Origin of the sequence: Butyrivibrio sp. XBB1001, from assembly GCF_000424505.1 — a bacterium.
Classification (GTDB): Bacteria; Bacillota; Clostridia; order Lachnospirales; family Lachnospiraceae; genus Butyrivibrio.
This window is the reverse complement of sequence record NZ_AUKA01000002.1, coordinates 79,339-98,981: the sequence shown is the minus strand read 5'-3', so window position 1 is coordinate 98,981 and position 19,643 is coordinate 79,339. Positions and strand designations below refer to the sequence as shown.

The 19,643-nt window shown below is 39.4% G+C and carries 15 protein-coding genes, 1 tRNA gene and 1 riboswitch; of the genes, 3 read left to right on the top strand and 13 right to left on the bottom strand.

Going from position 1 to position 19,643, the window contains the following annotated elements; genetic code table 11:
• Positions 1-9: 9 nt before the first annotated feature.
• The 4 genes from G631_RS0103285 to G631_RS17820 all read right to left on the bottom strand — a co-directional run bounded on the left by G631_RS0103285 (position 10) and on the right by G631_RS17820 (position 8,342).
• Positions 10-5,025: a Spy0128 family protein gene (locus tag G631_RS0103285; protein WP_081671211.1), complete on the bottom strand. Its 5,016-nt coding sequence runs from the start codon at positions 5,023-5,025 to the stop codon at positions 10-12.
• Positions 5,026-5,064: 39 nt separating this feature from the next.
• Positions 5,065-5,643 (bottom strand): signal peptidase I, encoded by a 579-nt coding sequence (gene lepB, locus G631_RS0103280; protein WP_026488233.1) that lies wholly within the window; start codon positions 5,641-5,643, stop codon positions 5,065-5,067.
• On the bottom strand, positions 5,636-6,418 hold the full coding sequence (locus G631_RS19870; RefSeq protein ID WP_051196780.1) for a hypothetical protein: 783 nt from the start codon (positions 6,416-6,418) through the stop codon (positions 5,636-5,638). The genes lepB and G631_RS19870 overlap by 8 nt, the downstream gene beginning before the upstream one ends.
• A gap of 255 nt (positions 6,419-6,673) precedes the next feature.
• Positions 6,674-6,763: riboswitch (cyclic di-GMP riboswitch) on the bottom strand.
• Positions 6,764-7,013: 250 nt separating this feature from the next.
• Positions 7,014-8,342, bottom strand: coding sequence for a flagellar hook protein FlgE (locus G631_RS17820; RefSeq protein ID WP_035789280.1), 1,329 nt, complete (start codon positions 8,340-8,342; stop codon positions 7,014-7,016).
• Between the two features lie 471 nt (positions 8,343-8,813).
• Between G631_RS17820 and epsC the strand changes: the two genes are divergently transcribed.
• Complete coding sequence (epsC, locus tag G631_RS0103265) at positions 8,814-9,716, top strand: serine O-acetyltransferase EpsC (protein ID WP_026488232.1); 903 nt, start codon at positions 8,814-8,816, stop codon at positions 9,714-9,716.
• A gap of 160 nt (positions 9,717-9,876) precedes the next feature.
• Here the strand turns inward: epsC and G631_RS0103260 are convergent, their stop codons facing one another.
• Together G631_RS0103260 and G631_RS0103255 are read right to left on the bottom strand one after the other, a co-directional pair.
• The gene (locus G631_RS0103260; RefSeq protein ID WP_026488231.1) at positions 9,877-10,893 is read right to left on the bottom strand and encodes a tRNA dihydrouridine synthase; all 1,017 of its coding nucleotides are present in this window, start codon (positions 10,891-10,893) and stop codon (positions 9,877-9,879) included.
• Positions 10,894-10,896: 3 nt separating this feature from the next.
• The gene (locus tag G631_RS0103255) at positions 10,897-11,895 is read right to left on the bottom strand and encodes a hypothetical protein (RefSeq protein ID WP_026488230.1); all 999 of its coding nucleotides are present in this window, start codon (positions 11,893-11,895) and stop codon (positions 10,897-10,899) included.
• Positions 11,896-12,239: 344 nt separating this feature from the next.
• On the opposite strand from G631_RS0103255, the gene G631_RS17815 reads away from it, so the two are divergent.
• Complete coding sequence (locus tag G631_RS17815) at positions 12,240-12,581, top strand: hypothetical protein (protein WP_035789278.1); 342 nt, start codon at positions 12,240-12,242, stop codon at positions 12,579-12,581.
• Between the two features lie 77 nt (positions 12,582-12,658).
• Here G631_RS17815 and G631_RS0103245 read toward each other — a convergent pair whose 3' ends face one another.
• The 5 genes from G631_RS0103245 to G631_RS21295 all read right to left on the bottom strand — a co-directional run bounded on the left by G631_RS0103245 (position 12,659) and on the right by G631_RS21295 (position 17,462).
• The gene (locus tag G631_RS0103245) at positions 12,659-12,877 is read right to left on the bottom strand and encodes a hypothetical protein (protein ID WP_026488229.1); all 219 of its coding nucleotides are present in this window, start codon (positions 12,875-12,877) and stop codon (positions 12,659-12,661) included.
• 16 nt (positions 12,878-12,893) lie between these two features.
• Entirely contained in the window at positions 12,894-13,310 is a 417-nt protein-coding gene (locus tag G631_RS0103240; protein ID WP_026488228.1) for a hypothetical protein, read from the bottom strand.
• Positions 13,311-13,866: 556 nt separating this feature from the next.
• The gene (locus G631_RS21085; RefSeq protein WP_196803808.1) at positions 13,867-14,514 is read right to left on the bottom strand and encodes a PBECR4 domain-containing protein; all 648 of its coding nucleotides are present in this window, start codon (positions 14,512-14,514) and stop codon (positions 13,867-13,869) included.
• A gap of 847 nt (positions 14,515-15,361) precedes the next feature.
• A complete protein-coding gene (locus G631_RS0103215) occupies positions 15,362-15,688 on the bottom strand; it encodes a hypothetical protein (RefSeq protein WP_026488226.1) in 327 nt (108 codons plus the stop codon).
• Positions 15,689-15,707: 19 nt separating this feature from the next.
• Positions 15,708-17,462, bottom strand: coding sequence for a flagellin N-terminal helical domain-containing protein (locus tag G631_RS21295; protein ID WP_242829054.1), 1,755 nt, complete (start codon positions 17,460-17,462; stop codon positions 15,708-15,710).
• A 153-nt stretch (positions 17,463-17,615) separates the two neighbouring features.
• Here G631_RS21295 and G631_RS0103200 point away from each other — a divergent pair, with 153 nt between their 5' ends.
• Entirely contained in the window at positions 17,616-17,963 is a 348-nt protein-coding gene (locus G631_RS0103200; RefSeq protein WP_026488225.1) for a helix-turn-helix domain-containing protein, read from the top strand.
• Between the two features lie 302 nt (positions 17,964-18,265).
• Here the strand turns inward: G631_RS0103200 and G631_RS0103195 are convergent.
• Together G631_RS0103195 and G631_RS0103190 are read right to left on the bottom strand one after the other, a co-directional pair.
• Positions 18,266-18,338 (bottom strand) — tRNA-Pro (locus tag G631_RS0103195).
• A gap of 111 nt (positions 18,339-18,449) precedes the next feature.
• Positions 18,450-19,532, bottom strand: coding sequence for a substrate-binding domain-containing protein (locus G631_RS0103190; protein ID WP_026488224.1), 1,083 nt, complete (start codon positions 19,530-19,532; stop codon positions 18,450-18,452).
• Positions 19,533-19,643: the final 111 nt, after the last annotated feature.

Here is a 19,643-nt window from a genome sequence, read left to right as displayed (position 1 = left end):
TCTAAAACCTTAAATAATTGTTTTCTTCCTCTTGTTAACAAGTAGCATTCCAATAAATGCAAGTGTGATCATCAAAATACCCGATGTAGCAAAAGGAATTGTTCCAACACCGCCTGTAGAAGGAAGTGCGTATGTGCTGATGGCCTTGTTTGTAATAGTTACTGATCCATAGCTATTATCATTTCCAAGGTTCATCACGTATCCAGTATCTCTCTGGCTATCTGAGCCAACCTTTATCTTTTTCTGGGCATTACCATCTACAGCTACTCCTTGGTAGGTGTAAGTCACATGGAATGTGGATAAGTATTCATCCGGCTCTTTTACACAGTACTCATATTGACGGCCCTTCTCATCAGTAAGAGGAAGGTTCTCTACAGTCTGTGTCCAGTTATTAGTTGCAGAAAGCTGAATTGTAGTGCCTTCATACAGTTTCCACTTTTTAGTTCCAACTACTCTCTGCCAGATATATAGCGTAAGTGACGTATGACTTGCTGAATTTTCATTGCCATCCTGATCAAGCCACTGTTTACTTACTGTTAGATTACCAACAAGCGAGTTGTTGAAGGCTATATCCTTAAGAGCACCTATTGTCCATATCTGACCGAAGTCATTCAAGAACTGAAGTGATGTATCAGGTCCAATTCCCAGGTATAGCTCACACTGACCAACCTGATTTGTAAAGGAACCATCTGTTGCATAGGTGATATCAGCTCCCAGGTACCAGAAATCTTCAACTACTGTTACAGTCTCCTCTGAGTTACCTGTAGGATTGTGATAACTCTCCGGAAGAGTCATATTGCTATACTTGTAAGTCTTGTTGAACTGAGTGTACTTCTTGGTTACATGGACTTTTAAGTAGTAGGTCGTTGAGTCATACTTAACACCATTTACTCCGGTATTCTGCTCAGTAATCTTGTAGTAATACCATCCTTCATACTTAAACGGTATAGAGCCAAAGTCTACTATAGCTGTATATTGTCCAGTCGTTGCATCAAACTGGGCATTAGCGGATGATACGCTTACCTCAGTTCTCTCAGGCATTGGCTGAGCTCCAAGTACAGCCGTATCAATCTCCTGTCCCTCTGAGTTATAAGAAATATAACCATATCCCTCAATGTTAAATGTAAAGCTCTGGCCTTCTGGCCACTTTCCACCAGAGAAGTTCTTGGTAACCTGTATTGGTCCAACAGGGATACTGTAGTAGTTACATACCTGAACTGTCTGTATTGCTCCGCTTCCAACCTTAACATCGGATGGTGCTTCATCTCGCTTACCATAAAGGTCGCGGGAGAAAACTTTACGTAAATTATTACCGCCAGTACCATAAGAACTACTATTGGCATCACCATCAATTGTCACATCGTATTTTGTTACACGATACAGATGATGCTCATTATCTATTACTGTGCTGGTATTTGTATTCGGATCATAAGTAAATGTGAGGCCATCTGCCACCTCATCTACTGTATATGTTCCTGCCTTAAGTCCCTCAATAGTCCACTGTGCACTCTGGTTGTAGGTTACATCATATTTCTTGCCAGTTTCTTGATGGGTCTTTCCATCGTACTCAGTAGCAACTCCCTTACTATTGGCTCTTCCGGTAAATCCTGTAAAGACAATGTAGTCCTGGGTCTCGTTATTGGTTATGCGGAACTTAACATTTGATAAAAGAGCTGTTCCTGTAGCATCTCTTACAAAGCCTGATCCAAAGTCATTAACAACCATCTTGTGGATTCTAAGCATCGTTGCATTTTTGCTGATGTTATAGAAGGCTTCCTTACCTGATGGATGGCCTATCTTTGACTCATTCTGGGCATTCATGCGATGAGCATTGTTTGCATACCCAGAAGGATTGCCTTTAATAGCATTGCTTACTTCATCCTTGGATAGTCTGTAATAACAAATCTCTTCTATCTCTTTTTCTACCACATCCGAAGCATTTTTCTTGGGATAAAACTTAACCTTTACAAGAATTCCGCTCTCGTCTTTCTCATAGTCCTTGGATGTATCATTCTCAGTCAGAAGGAAATAGTACACCTGATCAGCACCATAAAGCATATAGAACGGACTATCTGCCGGATTGGTTACTGTGTACTTGATAGTATCTCCGACATTCTGAATATTGCTATCTATAGTAGCCCAGTGATCAGCCCATGCCTGGTAGTATCTCAGTGTAAAAGAGAAAACCTGATTAGGATCGGGCTCCTGATTATCCACATACTTGTAAGCAACAATTTCAAATGGATGATTCTCAAGTCCTTTATTAGTAATCTCAAATGTCGCTGAGGAATCAAGATAGCTTCTAAGATCCATCTTGTGGATTTCACAGTACTTGTTTACTCTGTTTGCAATGATTGTTCCACTGTATGAACCGTATACATTTATCGTCGCATCAGGAGCAATCAGAGTTCCTGAAAGAATATCCGTATTAACTGTTCCCTTGAATGGAACGTAATTGCCACTTGAATCCTTCTCAACAAGATTTATCACAACGTGGTTGGCTGCCTGACTCCAGTCACCAGTTCCCTCTCCGTTATAGGTAAATTTATTAAGTGTATAATTCTTGGTTCCTGTAAGATCAACATTGATCACGATAAGCTTATTTTCATCAAGCTTAAATCCAGTATTTACTGCGTAGTTGTTAGGATCTTTTGCATCCTTGAAGTATATGGTACTAAGGTCAGTCTGAAGGTCTCCATATTCCTTGGTAGCTACAATGTTAACAACTTCAACATCCGCATAATTAGCAGCATATACAAGATTCTTGGATAGTTCACCTGCAGTATTACGCATACCAGAAGCACTTACAGGCATTACCTTACCAGTATATTCAGTGTATACGTAGTTAGTCCAACCATAGGTGCCATCAGCTTTTCTGCCATATACCTGATTCTGATGGTATGTAACTCCAACATAAGAATTCCCGGAAGTTGGATAGTAAATAGTTGCTCCATCGACCTTCTGAAGAACATACTCTGCTGTGTAACTTCCAAGTCCAACAGTCTCAACATAGTTATCAGCAAAGGATCCAACTGTATCTGAAGGCGCTTCCGCTGAATTGCCGCCATAGCTTACTTCATATTTACCGGCAAGTCCGCCTTCCATGACAGCTTCATCATTTTCATTAAGCTCAAATACATATAATCTTGGATATTTACCTGTCTTTAACAGTTCTCCGTAATCAGCTGTATATTGTCCTTTACCATTAGCATCTGTAGTAATAGAAAACTCTGTCCCAGGTATCCTGTTCTTGCCATCAGGGTCAGAATACATAGCAAACTTAAATGTTGCCTCTTTAGGAGAGCCATCAACTACTTTGTAAACAGTGATTTTATACTCATCAAGGCTGTAGAACACTTTTGTAGAAATACCAATAGTAAAGTTCTGAATATTAGTAATCTCTCTTACCGCAATGTTAGCCTCACTGTGGTTGTTTCCACCGTTATAGGTATCAGCAACTACACCGAAATAAGTTGCATCACCAAGACCTTTTATGATTTCCTTGGCTCTATATTCCTGATTACCAACCCAGCTCCTGCCATCATCTGTATATTTGATTGCTGCATAAACTGAGAAAGACTCTGTCTCAAAAGACACAACGTCCTTGTTATCTAAAAGCTCAACCTCAGCCTCTTTAAAAATCTCTACTGAGATGTCTGAGCTTGTTATGTCAGTAGCATCGCTTGTTGCATCAAGCTCCTGCATGATCTCTTCTGCAACAGGAAGGTGAACCAGCGCAACTTCATCGGAGTTCTCTGTTCCAAGACCATCAGAAAGCTGCTTGTTATTAAAGCTGATTGATACTGAAACTGAACCGTCCTTAGGTTCATACTCGATATCCTCATACATGAAGGCGATATCAAAAAGAACTGTATTGTTGTCTGTATACTCAATTGCCTCAGCAGCACCATTTGCAGCTGCTATCTTGTTGGCATTTTCGTTGAGTGCATCTATATATGCTGCGTAGTTGTAACCTTCTGTTTCCTTATCCAGGGTCTTAACAGAAAGTTCTGCCCCCTCAGGAAGGATTCCTGGCTTGGAGAGCTTGACCGTTACAGTCACTTCATCATTCTGATATACGAACTCTTCCTTGGTATTTCCTGCAACATAGTTAAATACCAGATCAGTATCTTCTTCGATTTCTATTTCCTGACCATCAGAAGTCTTGGCAACATAGTAGGTGTATGTAAGAGAGTCTTCTAAAGTTTCTTCTTCATCAGTGCTTACTGAGAATGCTGCAGCTGTATCTGTCTGCGCGTTCTCATCTAAATCTTCCTGGTCATCTGTGATAAGTTCTGCCTTAGCAGTCTTCTTTTCAAGGCTTACAACCTTTTTGGAATCAATGGTTGCATTCAGGTAGAAGTATTTCTCTATCTCTTTTGCCTCTTTTGTAAGATCAGCCTTGCCATCCTCAGACTCTATCAAATACTCGTAGCTGTCAGCTATTTCCTGACCCTGTGCATCTATAAATCTTGCTGTAAGGACAACATCTTTAACGTCCTCAGCATTTATCTTTTTAACAATCTTACCTTCCTCAGAGGAAGCGTTTGTGGAAGCGTCTGTGCTCTCTTCATCTGATGAAACATAAGATGAAGCATCTGAAGCATCCTCGGACGAAGCTGAGATAGAAGCATCTGCCCCAGTTTCATCCTCCGGAATAACTTCAATAATTTCCTCCCAGGTTTTAGAAGTTTCAGTAGCAGCATCTTCACTACCTAGTTCTGAAACATCTAAGGTAACAATCTCGTCAGATGATTCTGTTACCTGTGTATCTTCTTGAGCAGCAGCTTTGTCAGCATTCATCTGCTCGATAAGACCCATTTCAAAATCGTCATCCGCAGTTTCTAGTACAAGCCCCACCTGCTTGGCTCCGTCTTCTGTCATAGCTGTTGCAGGCTTGTTCAAAAGATAAAGCGTTACCGTTCCAGTAAAAATCGAAACACACAAAGCAAAGGCCATCCATCTCCTATTACCGCGGTGCTTCTTTATGTAGTTTTGTGCGCGATTCTCGTCAACTTTGCGCATGCTTCATTACCTCAAACTAAGTTTTCTATGCATGTATCTTCACAGGCCACCGAATTCACTGAATGGAAATACCCTAAATACCACTTTGCCGATCAGCTGTTCCTTGGTCACGCATCCTACAACACTTGATCTTGAATCAATGGACACGCTTCTATGATCTCCCAAAACAAACCATCTGTTCTCGGGAACCTGATATGGAAATGTTATGTCAGTGGGCTCCAAGCTAAAATCTGATGCATAATCTTCAACTAGTTCAACTCCGTTAACTGAAACCTTACCATCTTCATCGATGTTCACCCAGTCTCCCGGGGAACCGATAACTCTTTTTACCAAAACTTTGTTGTTATAATAGAACGCCAGTAAATCTCCTACCTCAAACTCCTTGCTGTTCTGGGCTATGACTATCTGCCCCGTCTCAAGTGTAGGAGTCATACTGTCTCCTGTAACCTTCAAAACTGTAACAAAAAAGCTAGATACAAGAACCGCTAAAGCTGCCACAAAAACCACAACTATAAGTGTGTTGCGCAGAACCTTACGGTATTCTTTTTTGCTGTTTTCCCTTTTAAGTTCCTTCCTCAGTTCATCTATCGAAGGTTTAAGGTTTTGTGTATCACTCATCTTTTTTCTTTCTTGCAGAGGTACTCTTCCTGGTTTCCTTGATGTTATCTTCTGTAGTTTTTTTAGCAGTTGTTTTCCTTGATGTTGACTTTTCTACTGTCGCTTTCCTTGATGTCTTATCCTTTGTTGTCTTCTCCCTCGCTGCTTCTGTTATATCCACAGGAATTTCTTCCTGCCTGTCATTCTTGTTCTCGCTCTCAGAAGCTTCTTCCAAAACTTCCTCAACTGTCTTGCCTGCCTTCTCGGCAATTTTCTTAAGCTGAATCTCCTCTGCTCTCTTAACCTTGAGCCTTGAAGTTTCTATCTCCAGCATAAGTTCCTTGTATTCAGCCTCAGCACTCTTTTTCAAAGTGCTGACATAAAGATCTGCTGCTCTCTGAGCCGACTCCATGATGCCTCCAAGCTTGATGGAAGCCTCAGCAAGAGACTGCGAATTCTCCATCTTAAAGAGCTTGTCGTCCACCTGCTCCTGCATCTGAGCCTTTTCTCTCTCAAGCCTTGCCTTGAGTCCTGCTATATCCTTGTCAAATTTCTCCTGCATCTGAGCCTTCTGTTCATTGAACTTGGCTCTCATCTCCGCCTTTTCTTCATCGAAGTTCCTTAGCATCTGCGCTCTCTCTTCAGCGAAATCATGCTGGAGTATCATTTTTTCTTTTTCTAACTCTTCCTTGAGTTCTGCTTCGTGCTGCTTGGCAGCCTCCGCTTCCTCGGAAAAAGAGATCATCATCTCTAATAGTTCTGCTCTGCTCAGCTTCTTAAGATTCAGTTCTGCCATTTTCCCTGCCCTTCAAACGTAAAAAAGGTATCTATCGCAGACAAACTTCGCGTAGATACCTCAACAATAGTAATAAAAAGGCCTCGCAAAGCTTAAATTCCAGTCACAAAAAAATAATTCCTTGTACTAAGTCCGCATAACCAATGCAGACCGTTCATCCATGAACTACCATGTACTTTCATTTCTCCAAAAAAATAGACCGTCTGTGGGAATTACTTCTAACAGTTCGGCCATCATCTTAGTGTCAAAAATGACACCAGCAACTGGCTATCTGGCACTCAAAAAAGTGCTTAAGACCCTTTAGCTTTGCGTCACCATCTTCCGATGGTTTTGCCTTTATATTAAGTATGAATCTTAACTGTTTTAAGTTAATATTATCTAGTGTTTAGCTAAGATTATTTCTCGCCGTGTAAGCCTAATATATACCTTAGCGAAATGAAATACAACTACTTTTTCAAAGTTTTTTCACAGTTTCCAAATATAAAAGAGCTGAACACCAGTCCAGCTCTACGATTCAAAATTTCATAACATTGTAAAAATTTACACAGTTTCCATTTTTTATAAAAACTTTATACATTTTTTATACTATTTACCATTATCTTTTAAGGCCTTTGAGGACCTGTAAAAGCTCGTCAGATGTCGTTATTACGCGGCTATTTGCTTGAAATCCCCTTTGCGTTGTGATCATGTCTGTAAACTCTTTTGCAAGATCAACATTGCTGGCCTCTAACACTCCGCTGTTAATATATCCACCATCAGTCGTTACATCCATAACCTGTGCAGCTCCGGAATTAAGTGAGGCAGCATACAGATTATCGCCTACTTTTTCAAGACCCATAGCGTTGTTGAACTCGGCTACTGCAATCTGTCCTTTCTTAATCGTCTGGCCGTTAGAATATCTTCCATATATAGAACCATCGGTTCCGAATGAAATCTGAGTAAGTTCTCCCTCTGGATAACCTTTGTTTAATCCTTGGGTATCGCCCTTGTAAGCGTAAATAGTTGAATTGTGACCTGACATTGAGCTTGCAAAATTGGTGGTGTTTGAAAGGTCAAGATTAAAGCTGCCTATATTAGCACCCTCGCCGCTTACGTTTATCTGGACATTGTCTCCACTTGTCAGTCTTCCATTATGCTTATCATATTCAAGCTTTATAGGCTCAAACTGGTCAACCGTTACTTTTTTACCGTCCTCATCTATAACAGAATCCAAATTAAGATTGAATGTACTCGGATCTTCGTCCCCTGCTGTATCAATTGTAAATTTTAAAGTGTATGGTTTACCGTCATTTCCATAGATTTCAAAAGCAAGGCCTTTTCCTTCTTTTAATGAAGGATCATCGCTATCGATATTTCCCTTAAAATAAGCCTGAGTAGTTGGCGAACCCGCCATATAATCGATCATTCTGGCCGGATCAGTCGGATTTTTGCCAGGAACAGAAACTCTGTTTATGACATTTAGTTTGGTTACTGTCGCTCCATTAGTAACTCCACCTTCTCCCATTACGCCCATTACGTAATATCCGTTGCCTTGCGTAACAAGATCTCCGTTTGCATCTATGGCAAAAGAACCATCTCTACTATAGTTTCTGGTTGCATTGTCAGGAGTTACTATAAAAAATGAAGGTCCTGTGATCATAAGATCCAGTGCATTTCCTGTAGTCTGCATTGAGCCCTGGGCTGAAATATTTGTATATACTGAACTAACCTTAGATCCAAGGCCCACCTGAGTAGCACTTATGGCACCAGTATTCTGTCCTGCACCAGAACCACTTTTTATGGTCTGATAAAGAACATCCTGAAAACCTGTGGCCTGTGATTTATAGGCTGTTGTATTTACGTTTGAAATATTATTTCCGATGACATCCATCTCAAGTTGGTGTGTGTTAAGGCCTGAAACAGCGGACCAAAGTGATCTCATCATAGGACATGTACCTCCACATTTATAAAGGTTACCGACATTCTTTCGTCAGTTACAATCTTATATTACGTGTACATCCATGTACCTTATGACAAATCCCTTTGTCAGATTTATATGACTTCTTGTGAATCTAAAACTTTTTTTCTTTAACGCAATTCTATATAAATATATTCCCTCGCTACATTTATCGACATGTTTCTTATAATATATTAGAGAAAAAATATTTTTTTATTGGAAACACTCATGTTATAGAATAATTATTTCCTCAGAAACACAGAAAACATATTGGACTAGTTTTCACAATCTATAGGTAGAGATACCATTTATAGAATTAGATTATAACTCCCAACAGCAGATTTATCTTTTACACAATGGATTTTGTGGTACAATATAAAAAAATCATTCACCGCTAGAGATACCTAGGTTTTGGGCAAAAACATGGTGAAGATATTGAATATAGGTAGGAAGATCATTATGGATTTCAAGTCAAAGAAAAACACTGATGAATTAAAAAATGAGATAAAAAATATAGTAGATCTGATCCTGGATGACTACACCAAAGGCCGCGATGTGGATCAGATGGATGTCTTTAACCAGCCAGACAGGGACGCGGTAAAAGATATTGTGGTTAAGCTGTTAAGGATTATTTATCCCGGATATTCAAGAGATAAGATTTACAAGAGCTACAACGACAGTAACCGCATATCTATTGTCATTGAGGACGTTATTTACAACATGCAGAAGCAGATTGCAATTGCTTTTCATCATAGTCCAGAGTATGCAAATGCTTCTGATGAGACTCTTGAGTGCGGCGCAAGATGCATCACTCACGAGTTTTTCAAACAGCTTCCTAAAATAAGGGAATATGTAGATACAGACCTTCAGGCCTGCTACGACGGCGACCCGGCAGCTTACAGTAAAGGAGAAGTTATCTTGTCCTATCCTGGACTTCTTGCAACTACAATTAACAGGATAGCCCATGAACTGTACCTTCTAAAGGTGCCGCTTATCCCCCGCATGATGACAGAGTATGCCCACAGCAGAACTGGAATTGATATCCATCCCGGAGCTACAATTGGCAAGTATCTTATGATTGACCACGGCACAGGTATTGTTATTGGCGAGACTTCAATTATCGGAGATCACGTCAAGATTTATCAGGGAGTTACAATAGGCGGTCTTTCCACAAGAGGCGGTCAGACACTTAAGGGTGTAAAAAGACATCCTACTATCCAGAACAATGTTACTATCTACGCTGGTGCTTCTATCCTGGGCGGCGAAACCGTTATCGGCGAAGGCTCAGTTATTGGAGCTAATGCCTTTATCACCGAGTCAGTTGCTGCTGGTAGCAGGATCAGCATGCAGAGATGCCAGTAATAAAGCTCATCTTTAGCTAGTTTTTTCCTTTGAGAGTATAATGATAAAATTATATTATGCAAAAAGAGGTTATTACTCGTTCATCACAAGATTACGGGTAATAGCCTCTTTTTTATTCACATATTATTTTGAACAGCATCTGATAACAGCCATCAAAAAATCAAACAAACTTACAGTCATGAAATATTGCGTTAACCGCTGCAAAGTACTCACCCTTACTGCGGGCCTTGCGGATTAGCTTGAGGTTTCTTTCACAGTCCTCAAAGTGAACATGAAGAAAAGCCCAGTGCTCTAGCATCTTAAAGATCACATTTCTCTCTTCAGGAATGAACTCAGCATACTCTTCATAGAGTCTTTTCAAGTATTCTCTAAGTTCTTCTGACTTTAATGCATCGCCTCCGCTTAGAACTCTTGCCAAAGCGGGATCTGTCAAAAGGCCGCGCCCCAGCATCACAGAGGAGATATTCTCTGATTTTATTGTCGCATCAAGCCCTGCAAGGTCATCTGCGGAAAAGATATTTCCGTTGTAGCAGATATCCGCCTTTCCGCCTTCGTTTCTATAGACTTCTGCAGCTCTTTTAAAAGCTTCAAGCCTTGGCTGACCTTTATAAAAATCTTCACGAACTCTGGCGTGGATAGTTAGCTCTTTTACCGGATATTTGGCATAAATACGCATGAGGGAATCTGCCTCTGCTTCATCAGTAAAACCAAGGCGGGTCTTAATGGAAATATCAGGAAGTGTCCTTGCATCTGCGTTTGAAGCGCTTTGAACATCCTTGTCATATTCCATAAAAATATCGCCTAGCATCTTGTCAAGATACTCAGTATCTGTCAGGAGTCCAGCTCCCTTATTGCTGTTTGTCACAGTGGCGGCTGGGCATCCAAGGTTTATGTTAACTTCTTTATATCCAAGCTTTTTCATCTCTCTGGCCGCCCACAGAAAAGTATCTGGGCGGTTTGCCATGATCTGAGGAACTATCTGCTCTTCATAGTTTTCAAAGCCGGCAATATACTCAGGCTGGGCATCTCTCTTTTCCCTCTTCTTGAAATGGAAATTGTGATGAGCCGTAAGGAACGGAGTGTAGTATTTGTCGATAGTTCCACCAAACATTTCATGGTGGATATTTCTAAGAGGATAAAGAGTTATCCCCTCCATTGGTGCAAAATAAAACTTCATAAATCAAAAACTTCCATTTGAATCATCGTTATTATAGGTTCCGTGTTCATTGTACCACTGTTTCTCAGCCTTTTTAGTTTTAATCTTGTTGATCACAGCAATTATAATGATAACAAATACAACTAATAAGCCTCTTGCTGTCCATTTACCTATAAGAAAGAAAATATTTGCTTTCTTCTGTGCTTCTTCCTGTTCTTTCCAAATATCGCCCATTTTCTTACTGCTATTTGGATCATTTTTTAATCTGTCAAGCTGCTCCTGAACATACTCGTCCTGCGTCAGAGTTTGTGGAGTACTGGTGCTTTCTGCAGCCGCATTATCCAGCATTTCTTCCTCTGCCTTATATGCATTGTAGTAAGTAACGCCTTCAACCAGCGCCTCTGTAGACTCCTTCAGAGAATCCATCGTGGTTTCTGGTGCATAAGACCTGGTGTAATAATAATAGCCCTTGCCATCAACTATTGTTCCCAGGCAGTAAGAGGTGCCATCGCCATTTTCATCATGAGTAAATGTCATCTGAAGGCTAACATAAGGTATTCCATTTCCGTCCTTGTATACTCCATCAAATGTTGCCTTCAGGTTGTTCTTATAACCTTGCATGGTCGCTGAAGCAGCTGCGGACTTACCAAATCGATCAAGATCTTCGTCAGACAAAACTTTAAGATTTTTAAAGTCTGTATCTGACACGTTGTAGGTCATATAAGATTCGCTGAAATAATCGTTATCAATATAAAGAGCCTCAAAAAATGTATTTGCGCCTTCAAGACTCTCCATAGCAGCATTGACATCTATGCCATAGTCCCCCAGATCTCCGCGATAAGACTGGGTTCTATCAAAAACAAATTCATAGAAATCAGGAACAGCAACTTCCATGTTCAAATCTTCAAGCTTTATCACCAGCTCATCAGTATTGTCAGCCTCTGCAGCGTATGCAGTAATAGGAGATGCAGCAATAAAAACAGTTCCTATAGCGGCTGCTATTCTTGTTAAATTTCTTTTCATCGTATCCTCCCAAATTTAAAAATCTAAAATAACATATCATTAATGCGTTCAATTAATCAACATATTCACCGCCTTATCCATTACACATATCAGCAGAGATTTTGTTTGTATTTTGTTATCTTTTCATAACACTTTTATCACATTTAGGGTATAATATATTCTTGTCTAACAAAAAAGAAATATGGTTGCAGTTATAGGTATTGGGAGAGTTGATGTCCAGACTGTGCTATACAAATAGCTGTTTGGATTGATCGGGTGTAATTAAGTCTTAGATTCCTGTATTGTTAGAAAAATGGAATCGTATGACAATCTTATTACTGCACCAGGAAATGGGGAATAAGGAAATGAGTCAGGAAAAAGTCGACGCTTACAAAAAAGAAAAAGCAGGACGTAAGGCAAGGATTGCCAAGCATGAGCTGCACGTTAAGATTGCTAAGATTACAAGTATTATAGTTGCTATCGCACTTGTTGCCGCAATCGCAGGTTCTATCATCTATAGCAAGGTTGGCGGATCAAGCGAAGCTGCAGAAGGTGCAACCGCAGAGGTTTCTTTGGATATCACAGGAACAGAGGAGTCTGCTGATGATTCTGTTTCAGAAGCTTCCGATGATGCTGCAAGCACAGAGGAATCTGCTGCTACAGCTGAAGAGTCTACCGAGGCCGCAAGCGAAGCTTCTTCAAACTAATAATATTAAATGTATAATAAAAACCTCTGGAGAGACATTTGAATTGTTTTTCTCCAGAGGTTTTTCTATTATTCGTTTTACTTAGTTTTTATAGGAATGAGTTTTAAATTTCCTGTACCAAAGAACAAGGAATTTCTTACCATTCCGATCCTGAATAGATTCAAAATATAGAACATCATACATATGATGGTAGGAACCCCAAATGTTCTAATGAGTTCCTCAACAGTTGGCGGATAGCCATGCTTTCGTGAATAATTTCCTACATATTCTGCAATTTTTGATTGAAGTTTCTCCATGAAATAACCTTCCTTTTTATCTGAGCATTGTTTGTAAGTCATGCTTTATTTTTGTAACCTTCTCTATTGCCTGTTCACATTCTCTTTTGGCTTTTCCAATTTGTGACTGCACGATGACATCCATAAGAAAACCATCGCAGAATAGGTCTCCAAAAGTAAGAAGTCCGTTAATATGAATTGAAGAGTAGCCTTGAACATCTCGCAGTTCTTTTGAGAACCTTTCAAGAGCCTTCTTGGCAGCATTTATTTCTGCTTCTGCATCGCCCATCTTGGCATGTTTGATCAGACCACTTATAAATCCACCACCTAGTGTATCAAAGAGCCCCCAGCCGCTAGCGCTTGAAAGGCTTTTCTTTGCTCTAAAGAGGTGCTCAAGTGCAACGTCAGCAGCTTCTATTGCTTCCTGTATCTCTCGTTTATTTATTTCATACATTGTGTATTCTCCATTTGGACGTGATAGTGTTCTACTACAATTATTATGGTAGTACCTTAAAAGAAATTAAAAAATATTTAAAGGTGCAAAATATAATAGCTTATTTTTCTCCCATATAAATCGTTCAATACCACTTTAATTCTTCATGTTAAAAACAAGCTAACTTTTTCTTCTACAATTCTTATATTCAGAGGTCTCTCAAGAGTTTCCATCGTGACAATAAGATTATCTCCTAATATCAGTCCATTCTTTTCATAATCCATGAGCTTACTCATATTCCTAATGACATATGATGCATCATCTACTTTTCCAAGATGTTCCCAATATATAAGCTAATACACACAAGCCAATACATATAAGCCAATACATATAAGCCAATACATATAAGCCAATACATAAAAAGAACCGCATAAATATGCGGTTCCAGCAATCGGAGTGACGTGATTCGAACACGAATTACACTTCTCCGAAACCAGCGTAGAAAGGAGGTTTGACGGCACCGACTTGACCTCTGGTCAAACAACTGGTCAAACACTTTTCTATACATATGTATTAATCATTCCTGATTGCTTACTTCTGACTCACAAAGCTCTTTGGTTATGAGCATTCGTACGCTTTCAGGTATCTCTTTGCGTTCGTCCTTAATCGTCAAAGTATCATAGATTGCTTTACTTGCATCTTTAGAAAAGATAAAATCGATTACCTCTCCACCGCCACTTTTGTTAACAGATGAATCTTCCACACGTAGAGTCATTGGAATAAACCTGTTAGGCATTGCGTTACCATTATTATCAGTCTGCTGTACTAATCCCAAAGTAAACTCCAAATTAGTAACACTCAACTTATATGTTATAGAAAGCGTTTGCATATCTTTCAATACACATACCATAGTATTTGTAAGCTCAGGAGCTCTTTTTAAGCACGGCAGTTTCTTTCGAGCCGAGTTATAAGGGTGTTCAGAATTAAAAAAGAACTGATCACATGTTAAAGTTGCATTCTTAGCATTTTTATAAAATTCTTTACCAGACAAATAAGTTGCAACACCAGTCAGATGCAGAAATCTGTTTGTTGGAAAGTATAATTCAAAATATTCCTCCCCATACACATATAAAAAAGACCGTCCTGCAAGATTCTGACTGTACACAATAGCAGCATCTAATATCTCTTGACGTATGTTGTTTTTCTTTTCGGCCTTAGTTAGCATTTATTCTCCGTACACATAAAGAGGAGTGTGCGGTTAAACACACTCCTCAAATCTTTTTTTGCTAAGAGTTTTCTGCTGGTTGTCAGCCTTGGCACCCAGTTAAGATGCCTTAAAGGTGCAGAAATAATTAAGTCCCCTGCCTGGACTACAACGTTTATCCCCGTTGCCGGGCTCGATACCTGCAAATGGTATCTTATGAGATGGAATAATTACCCTGCTCCATCCGCAGCACAACTTTTTACGATGCTCTTACATCGGAAACATCTCTATTTCTACTTTCATTATATCGATTAGAGACCAAAAATCAATGCACATTTTTACCAATTCATAGAATTTTAACAGGCATCTTTAACAGTTATCTAAGCTTGTTTAAATATTTTTAATTCTTCACTTATCAGATTTTCAATAAGGATTGTATTAGAGTTGTATTTGTCACGACTTTTTTGTCTTGCAAACTTGACTAACAAAGAATGCCCGCTCTCGTCATTAACTTTTAGCAGCATACAATCTGCTAATTCCATTTGTCCTAGCAAATGATACTTACAGATAAAATCGGCAACAAACCATTGCAGTTCTGTCTGCCTAAAGCCATTGGACTTACTTTCGGGCGATTCAAATTTGCATTCTATCAGAAGCAGCTTTCTCTTGTCTCCTATGTTATATGTTACCGCAAGATCGGGCTTACAATTCATCATAGCGAACAGATGTGCACGCTCATCGCTTTTCAATGGGGGGATTCTATTGAGGAGGCTCATTGTGGCCGTAATTTATTTCAAGTATCTTTCCATTATCAAAAGCATTTTTAAGTCCATCATCATCACCCTTTACATATTCCAGCAATTTGTAGTTAAAATCTTTGTTTTATATTGTCTACCTTATAATTATTTCGTTTGGGAGTAAAGTGCGTCTGCAATATAGTCTTTTCAAAATCTTTTGACAAGTAAGTTCTTCTGTTTCTTTCAAAATAATCTCGCATAAATGAAGCTTCAATGAAAACCTCATCGATAGCAGCATCAGGAGGAATGGCACATGCGTTGAAAATCTTCTTGGCATCAGGAACAGCACTTCTTCTGGATTCTGTATTGTAATATCGAAGAATATTACTTAAATATAAAGCATATTGTCGTTCTTCCCGACACACTGAAAGCTTGTCCGATACATATTTCTCACACATTTTTTACACCTATGGATTTCTACTGAAGCAGTGACAATACGCCCTGGTTGGTCTGATTGGCTTGGGCCAGAATAGCCTGACCTGCCTGTGCCAGAATGTTTTCATTAGAGTATCTGACCATTTCTGTAGCCATATTTGTATCACGTATAATTGACTCTGCAGACTGAGTGTTCTCAATAGTATTATTCTGGCTCTTTATAATATGCTCCAATCTATTCTGCTGGGCACCGATATCACTGCGAATTCCGCTAAGAGCAACAATTGCATTCTTGATACGATCAATAGTGTTGAGAGCTGTCTGCTGAGTTAAGACGTCCAGTCCACTTATACCAAGGATGTTGGTATCCATTCTGCCAAATGCCAAATATAATCCATCATTTGATTCCGAACCTGAATGTATCCAGACATTCTTATCTTCATCGGAGGAAATTCTTTGTTCCGGAGTTATGATTTTTCCGTGGTAATTGGTTGAAATGGTTTTATCTAAAGCAAGTGTTACATTGGTTTCTATTATTTTGTCGTTTGGGTAATGGATGCTTCCGTAACTACCATCATTAACTCTGTAGACTTTTGAAGACTCATAACTATCTTCAAATTGTTCATAGTCCATTGTTATCCCTGTCAAGATGTCAATTGCGTCCTTCACTGTCATATCTTTAACAGCAGCATAATCGTCATCTTCAATCCCGAAGTATTCTATCCATAATTGCGGTATAAATAAATCTGAAACGCCCTCAGATCTAAAGTCAAAATGCGCAACATTTATATGTTGAGAATATTCATCAAATATTTTTGTATCTAAACTTATGCTTTCTCCATAAGGCGTTTGATCCCAGTGAGAATGATTATTCAAGTCGCATATGCCTACTATTTCTTCACCGGAGTAATAATCCAAAAGTCCTGTTTCAAACGAAAGCATCATGTCTTCAGCACTAAAAGTGATACGAGGTTCTTTTTCTGTAGGAATCCCATTTGCCGACCAACCGGGATTGAAGCTAATTTTAATTAGATCAGAAAGCTTTTTTGTCTCAGAGCTTGTTACTTTTGTTGTGAATCCTGCCCCATTCAATGTACCAACAACATCATCAATAGATGCATCATTTTCAGCATCGACTGACATTGTTACTCCGTTATAAGTAAACGAATATGTTCCTGGAGAAATGAAAGAATCTCCTAATGATCTGCCTGTCCCATTTGTGAATTCTGACCAGGAATGGTTTGTGCCATTTATTGTAAATCCACTCTCATTTGCAGAAATCCTGTACGTTCCTGCACTATTTCCAGTCGGAGTGCCGGATACTCTGTAATTACTTATCGTAGTTGGCTCATATATTGCAGGAATAATAGTAACGCCTGTTGCTCCTTGAAAGATTGGCTGTTCATTAAAGGTTGTAGTATCACATACTCTGTCTATCTCAGTTAATATCTGATTTATTTCTTGTTGAATGTATTGTCTGTCATTAGAGGTGTTAGTATCATTTGCAGCTTTAACCGAAAGTTCATTTACTCTCTGGAGCATTGCACTTACTTCGTCAAGAGCACCCTCAGCGATCTGACACATAGAGATTCCATCCTGAGTATTCTCGGTTCCTTGTGTTAACCCACGTATTTGCCTGCGCATCTTCTCAGAGATAGCAAGCCCTGCCGCGTCATCTGCAGCGCGATTAATTCGGTAGCCTGAAGAAAGCTTTTCAGATGATTTTGCTGTAATGCCCGTAGTAATATTGAGTTGTCTATTGGCATTCATGGCAGCCAGATTATGTGAAATAACCATACTCATCCCCAGATTCTGATAGTCTCACTATTTATATCGAAATAATACGTCAGAAACATTAGCTATAACTAAACGTTTTGTAATAACTCATTATTCTAATAAAAAACCCTCTTTACAATTAGAGCATATATGAAAATATAAGAGGTCTTTTGTATGAATGAGCTTAATTATGTGATGATTGGGAAGCAAATAAAGAAGCGTAGAAAAGATATGGGAGTTACACAAGAACAGCTCGCTAATTATCTTGACGTAAATTCCTCACATATAAGCAACATAGAAAACGGAAGAGCACATCCATCATTATCAGCGCTTATCAATATTGCCAACTATTTGAAATGTAGTGTTGATCTGTTTATAGCATCTGAATATGATTGCGATTTAGAGAAGATTAATTCAAAGGTTCATTCAAAAAGCAAAATCGATAAACAGCTTGAGCTTAAACTAAAAACATGCGATGACGTGGTAAAAGAAAAGCTAATCAAGCTTATAGATATCCTGTAGGCACACAAGATGCCATTTTGAGTCTATTTGCAACCGCCAGCAGTCAAAGTGAGACTTCCAGCTAATTTCACAATCGTTTTTAATATGATATTGTTATACTGGCAAAAAGATATGCTTTACAAAAAGATACAGCAAAAAGTCGTGGACCTTTTTGACCTTTTTTTGCCCCTAACTTCACCTTTTATATTTTTACTGAGTATGATAATGTTAAGCTAAGATGTCCTGTTTGGTCACTCACTTGGTCACTCACTTTTTTGAAAAGTGAAAATAAAAAAGCCGCTAAACAAGCGGCTTTCCGACAATCGGAGTGACGTGATTCGAACACGCGGCCCCTACCTCCCTAAGATAGTGCTCTACCAACTGAGCCACACCCCGATTCTTGCTAGTCCAAGTAACAAGCGTACTTGAATCAGCGACGTTTTTCATTATATAACGCAAGTCCAAATAAAGCAACCCCTATTTTTTCGCACCATCATGTCAACCAGATTAGTTTTCTTGGCCCTGGTCCTTCTTCTCATTATTACTGTTCTGGATCATCTTCTTGATAACCTGAGCATTTTTAGCGCTGACCTTTTTGTAGTCGCAGCCGACATAATGCTCATTACCATTTCCCTGAAGGTAATTCATCACAGCATCTGCTGCCCTGTGGGACTGCAGGATATAGTCATTAAACACTGTACCAGCAATGTCACCATCTTCAATAGCAGCAATAGTTTCCGGAAGAGCATCAACTCCAACCACATAGATATCCTTGCCTGGAACAAGTTTTCCACTTTTAATTGCATCCACTGCTCCAAGGGCCATGGCATCATTGTTACATATAACAAGTTCCGGGATAAGTCCCTGAGAAAGTCCCTCCCTTACAAGAAGCTTGGAAGTAGCCCTGTCCCAGTTTCCAACCTCATCCAAAAGACATTCCATCTTAACACCGGCATTCTTGATAGTCGAGACTGAATACATAGTTCTGTAGCCAGCATCAACATTCTCTGGAGCGCCCTCTATCATGAAATACTGAATTACCCCATCTCCATTTTTATCAAGCTCATCCAATCCAAGGTCCAGAACAAGTTCCCCCTGGTAAATGCCTGACTGTCTGGCATCGCACCCTACATAAGTAACATCAAAACCGTAATTTTCCCACCTGAGTTCCTCTTCTCCACTAGGCTCACGATTGATATATACAAGCGGAATCCCGTTAGATACCGCTTTATCAGTGATAGCTCGGGCTACAGAGGAATTAACAGGATTGATTATAAGCGCATCAACCCCCTCGTCTATCAGCTTCTCAACTTGTGATAGCTGGATAGATTCGCTGTTAGCACTACCATAAACTATTATATTATTCTTGGAAAATCCCTTAGAAACAAGGTAATTAACGAGTTCATTATTAAACAGAGTCATAAAATTATCAGAAATCTGATAAATACACACTCCCACCTTTGTTCCACTATACGAACTAAGGGTTACAGCTTCCTGCGGCTTTTCTTCTACTACTTGACTAGAGCACCCCACTAGTAGGGAAAAAGCCAGGGCTGCCATAACCATATAGCAAACTAATTTTTTCTTCATTACAAAACGCCCCGCACTGCTTAAGCTAAAAAAACTAATTTTAGCAACGTATCTAATATTATCACAGATTGTGAAAATATAGAAGATAATTTCCGACTATTCTCATTAGTA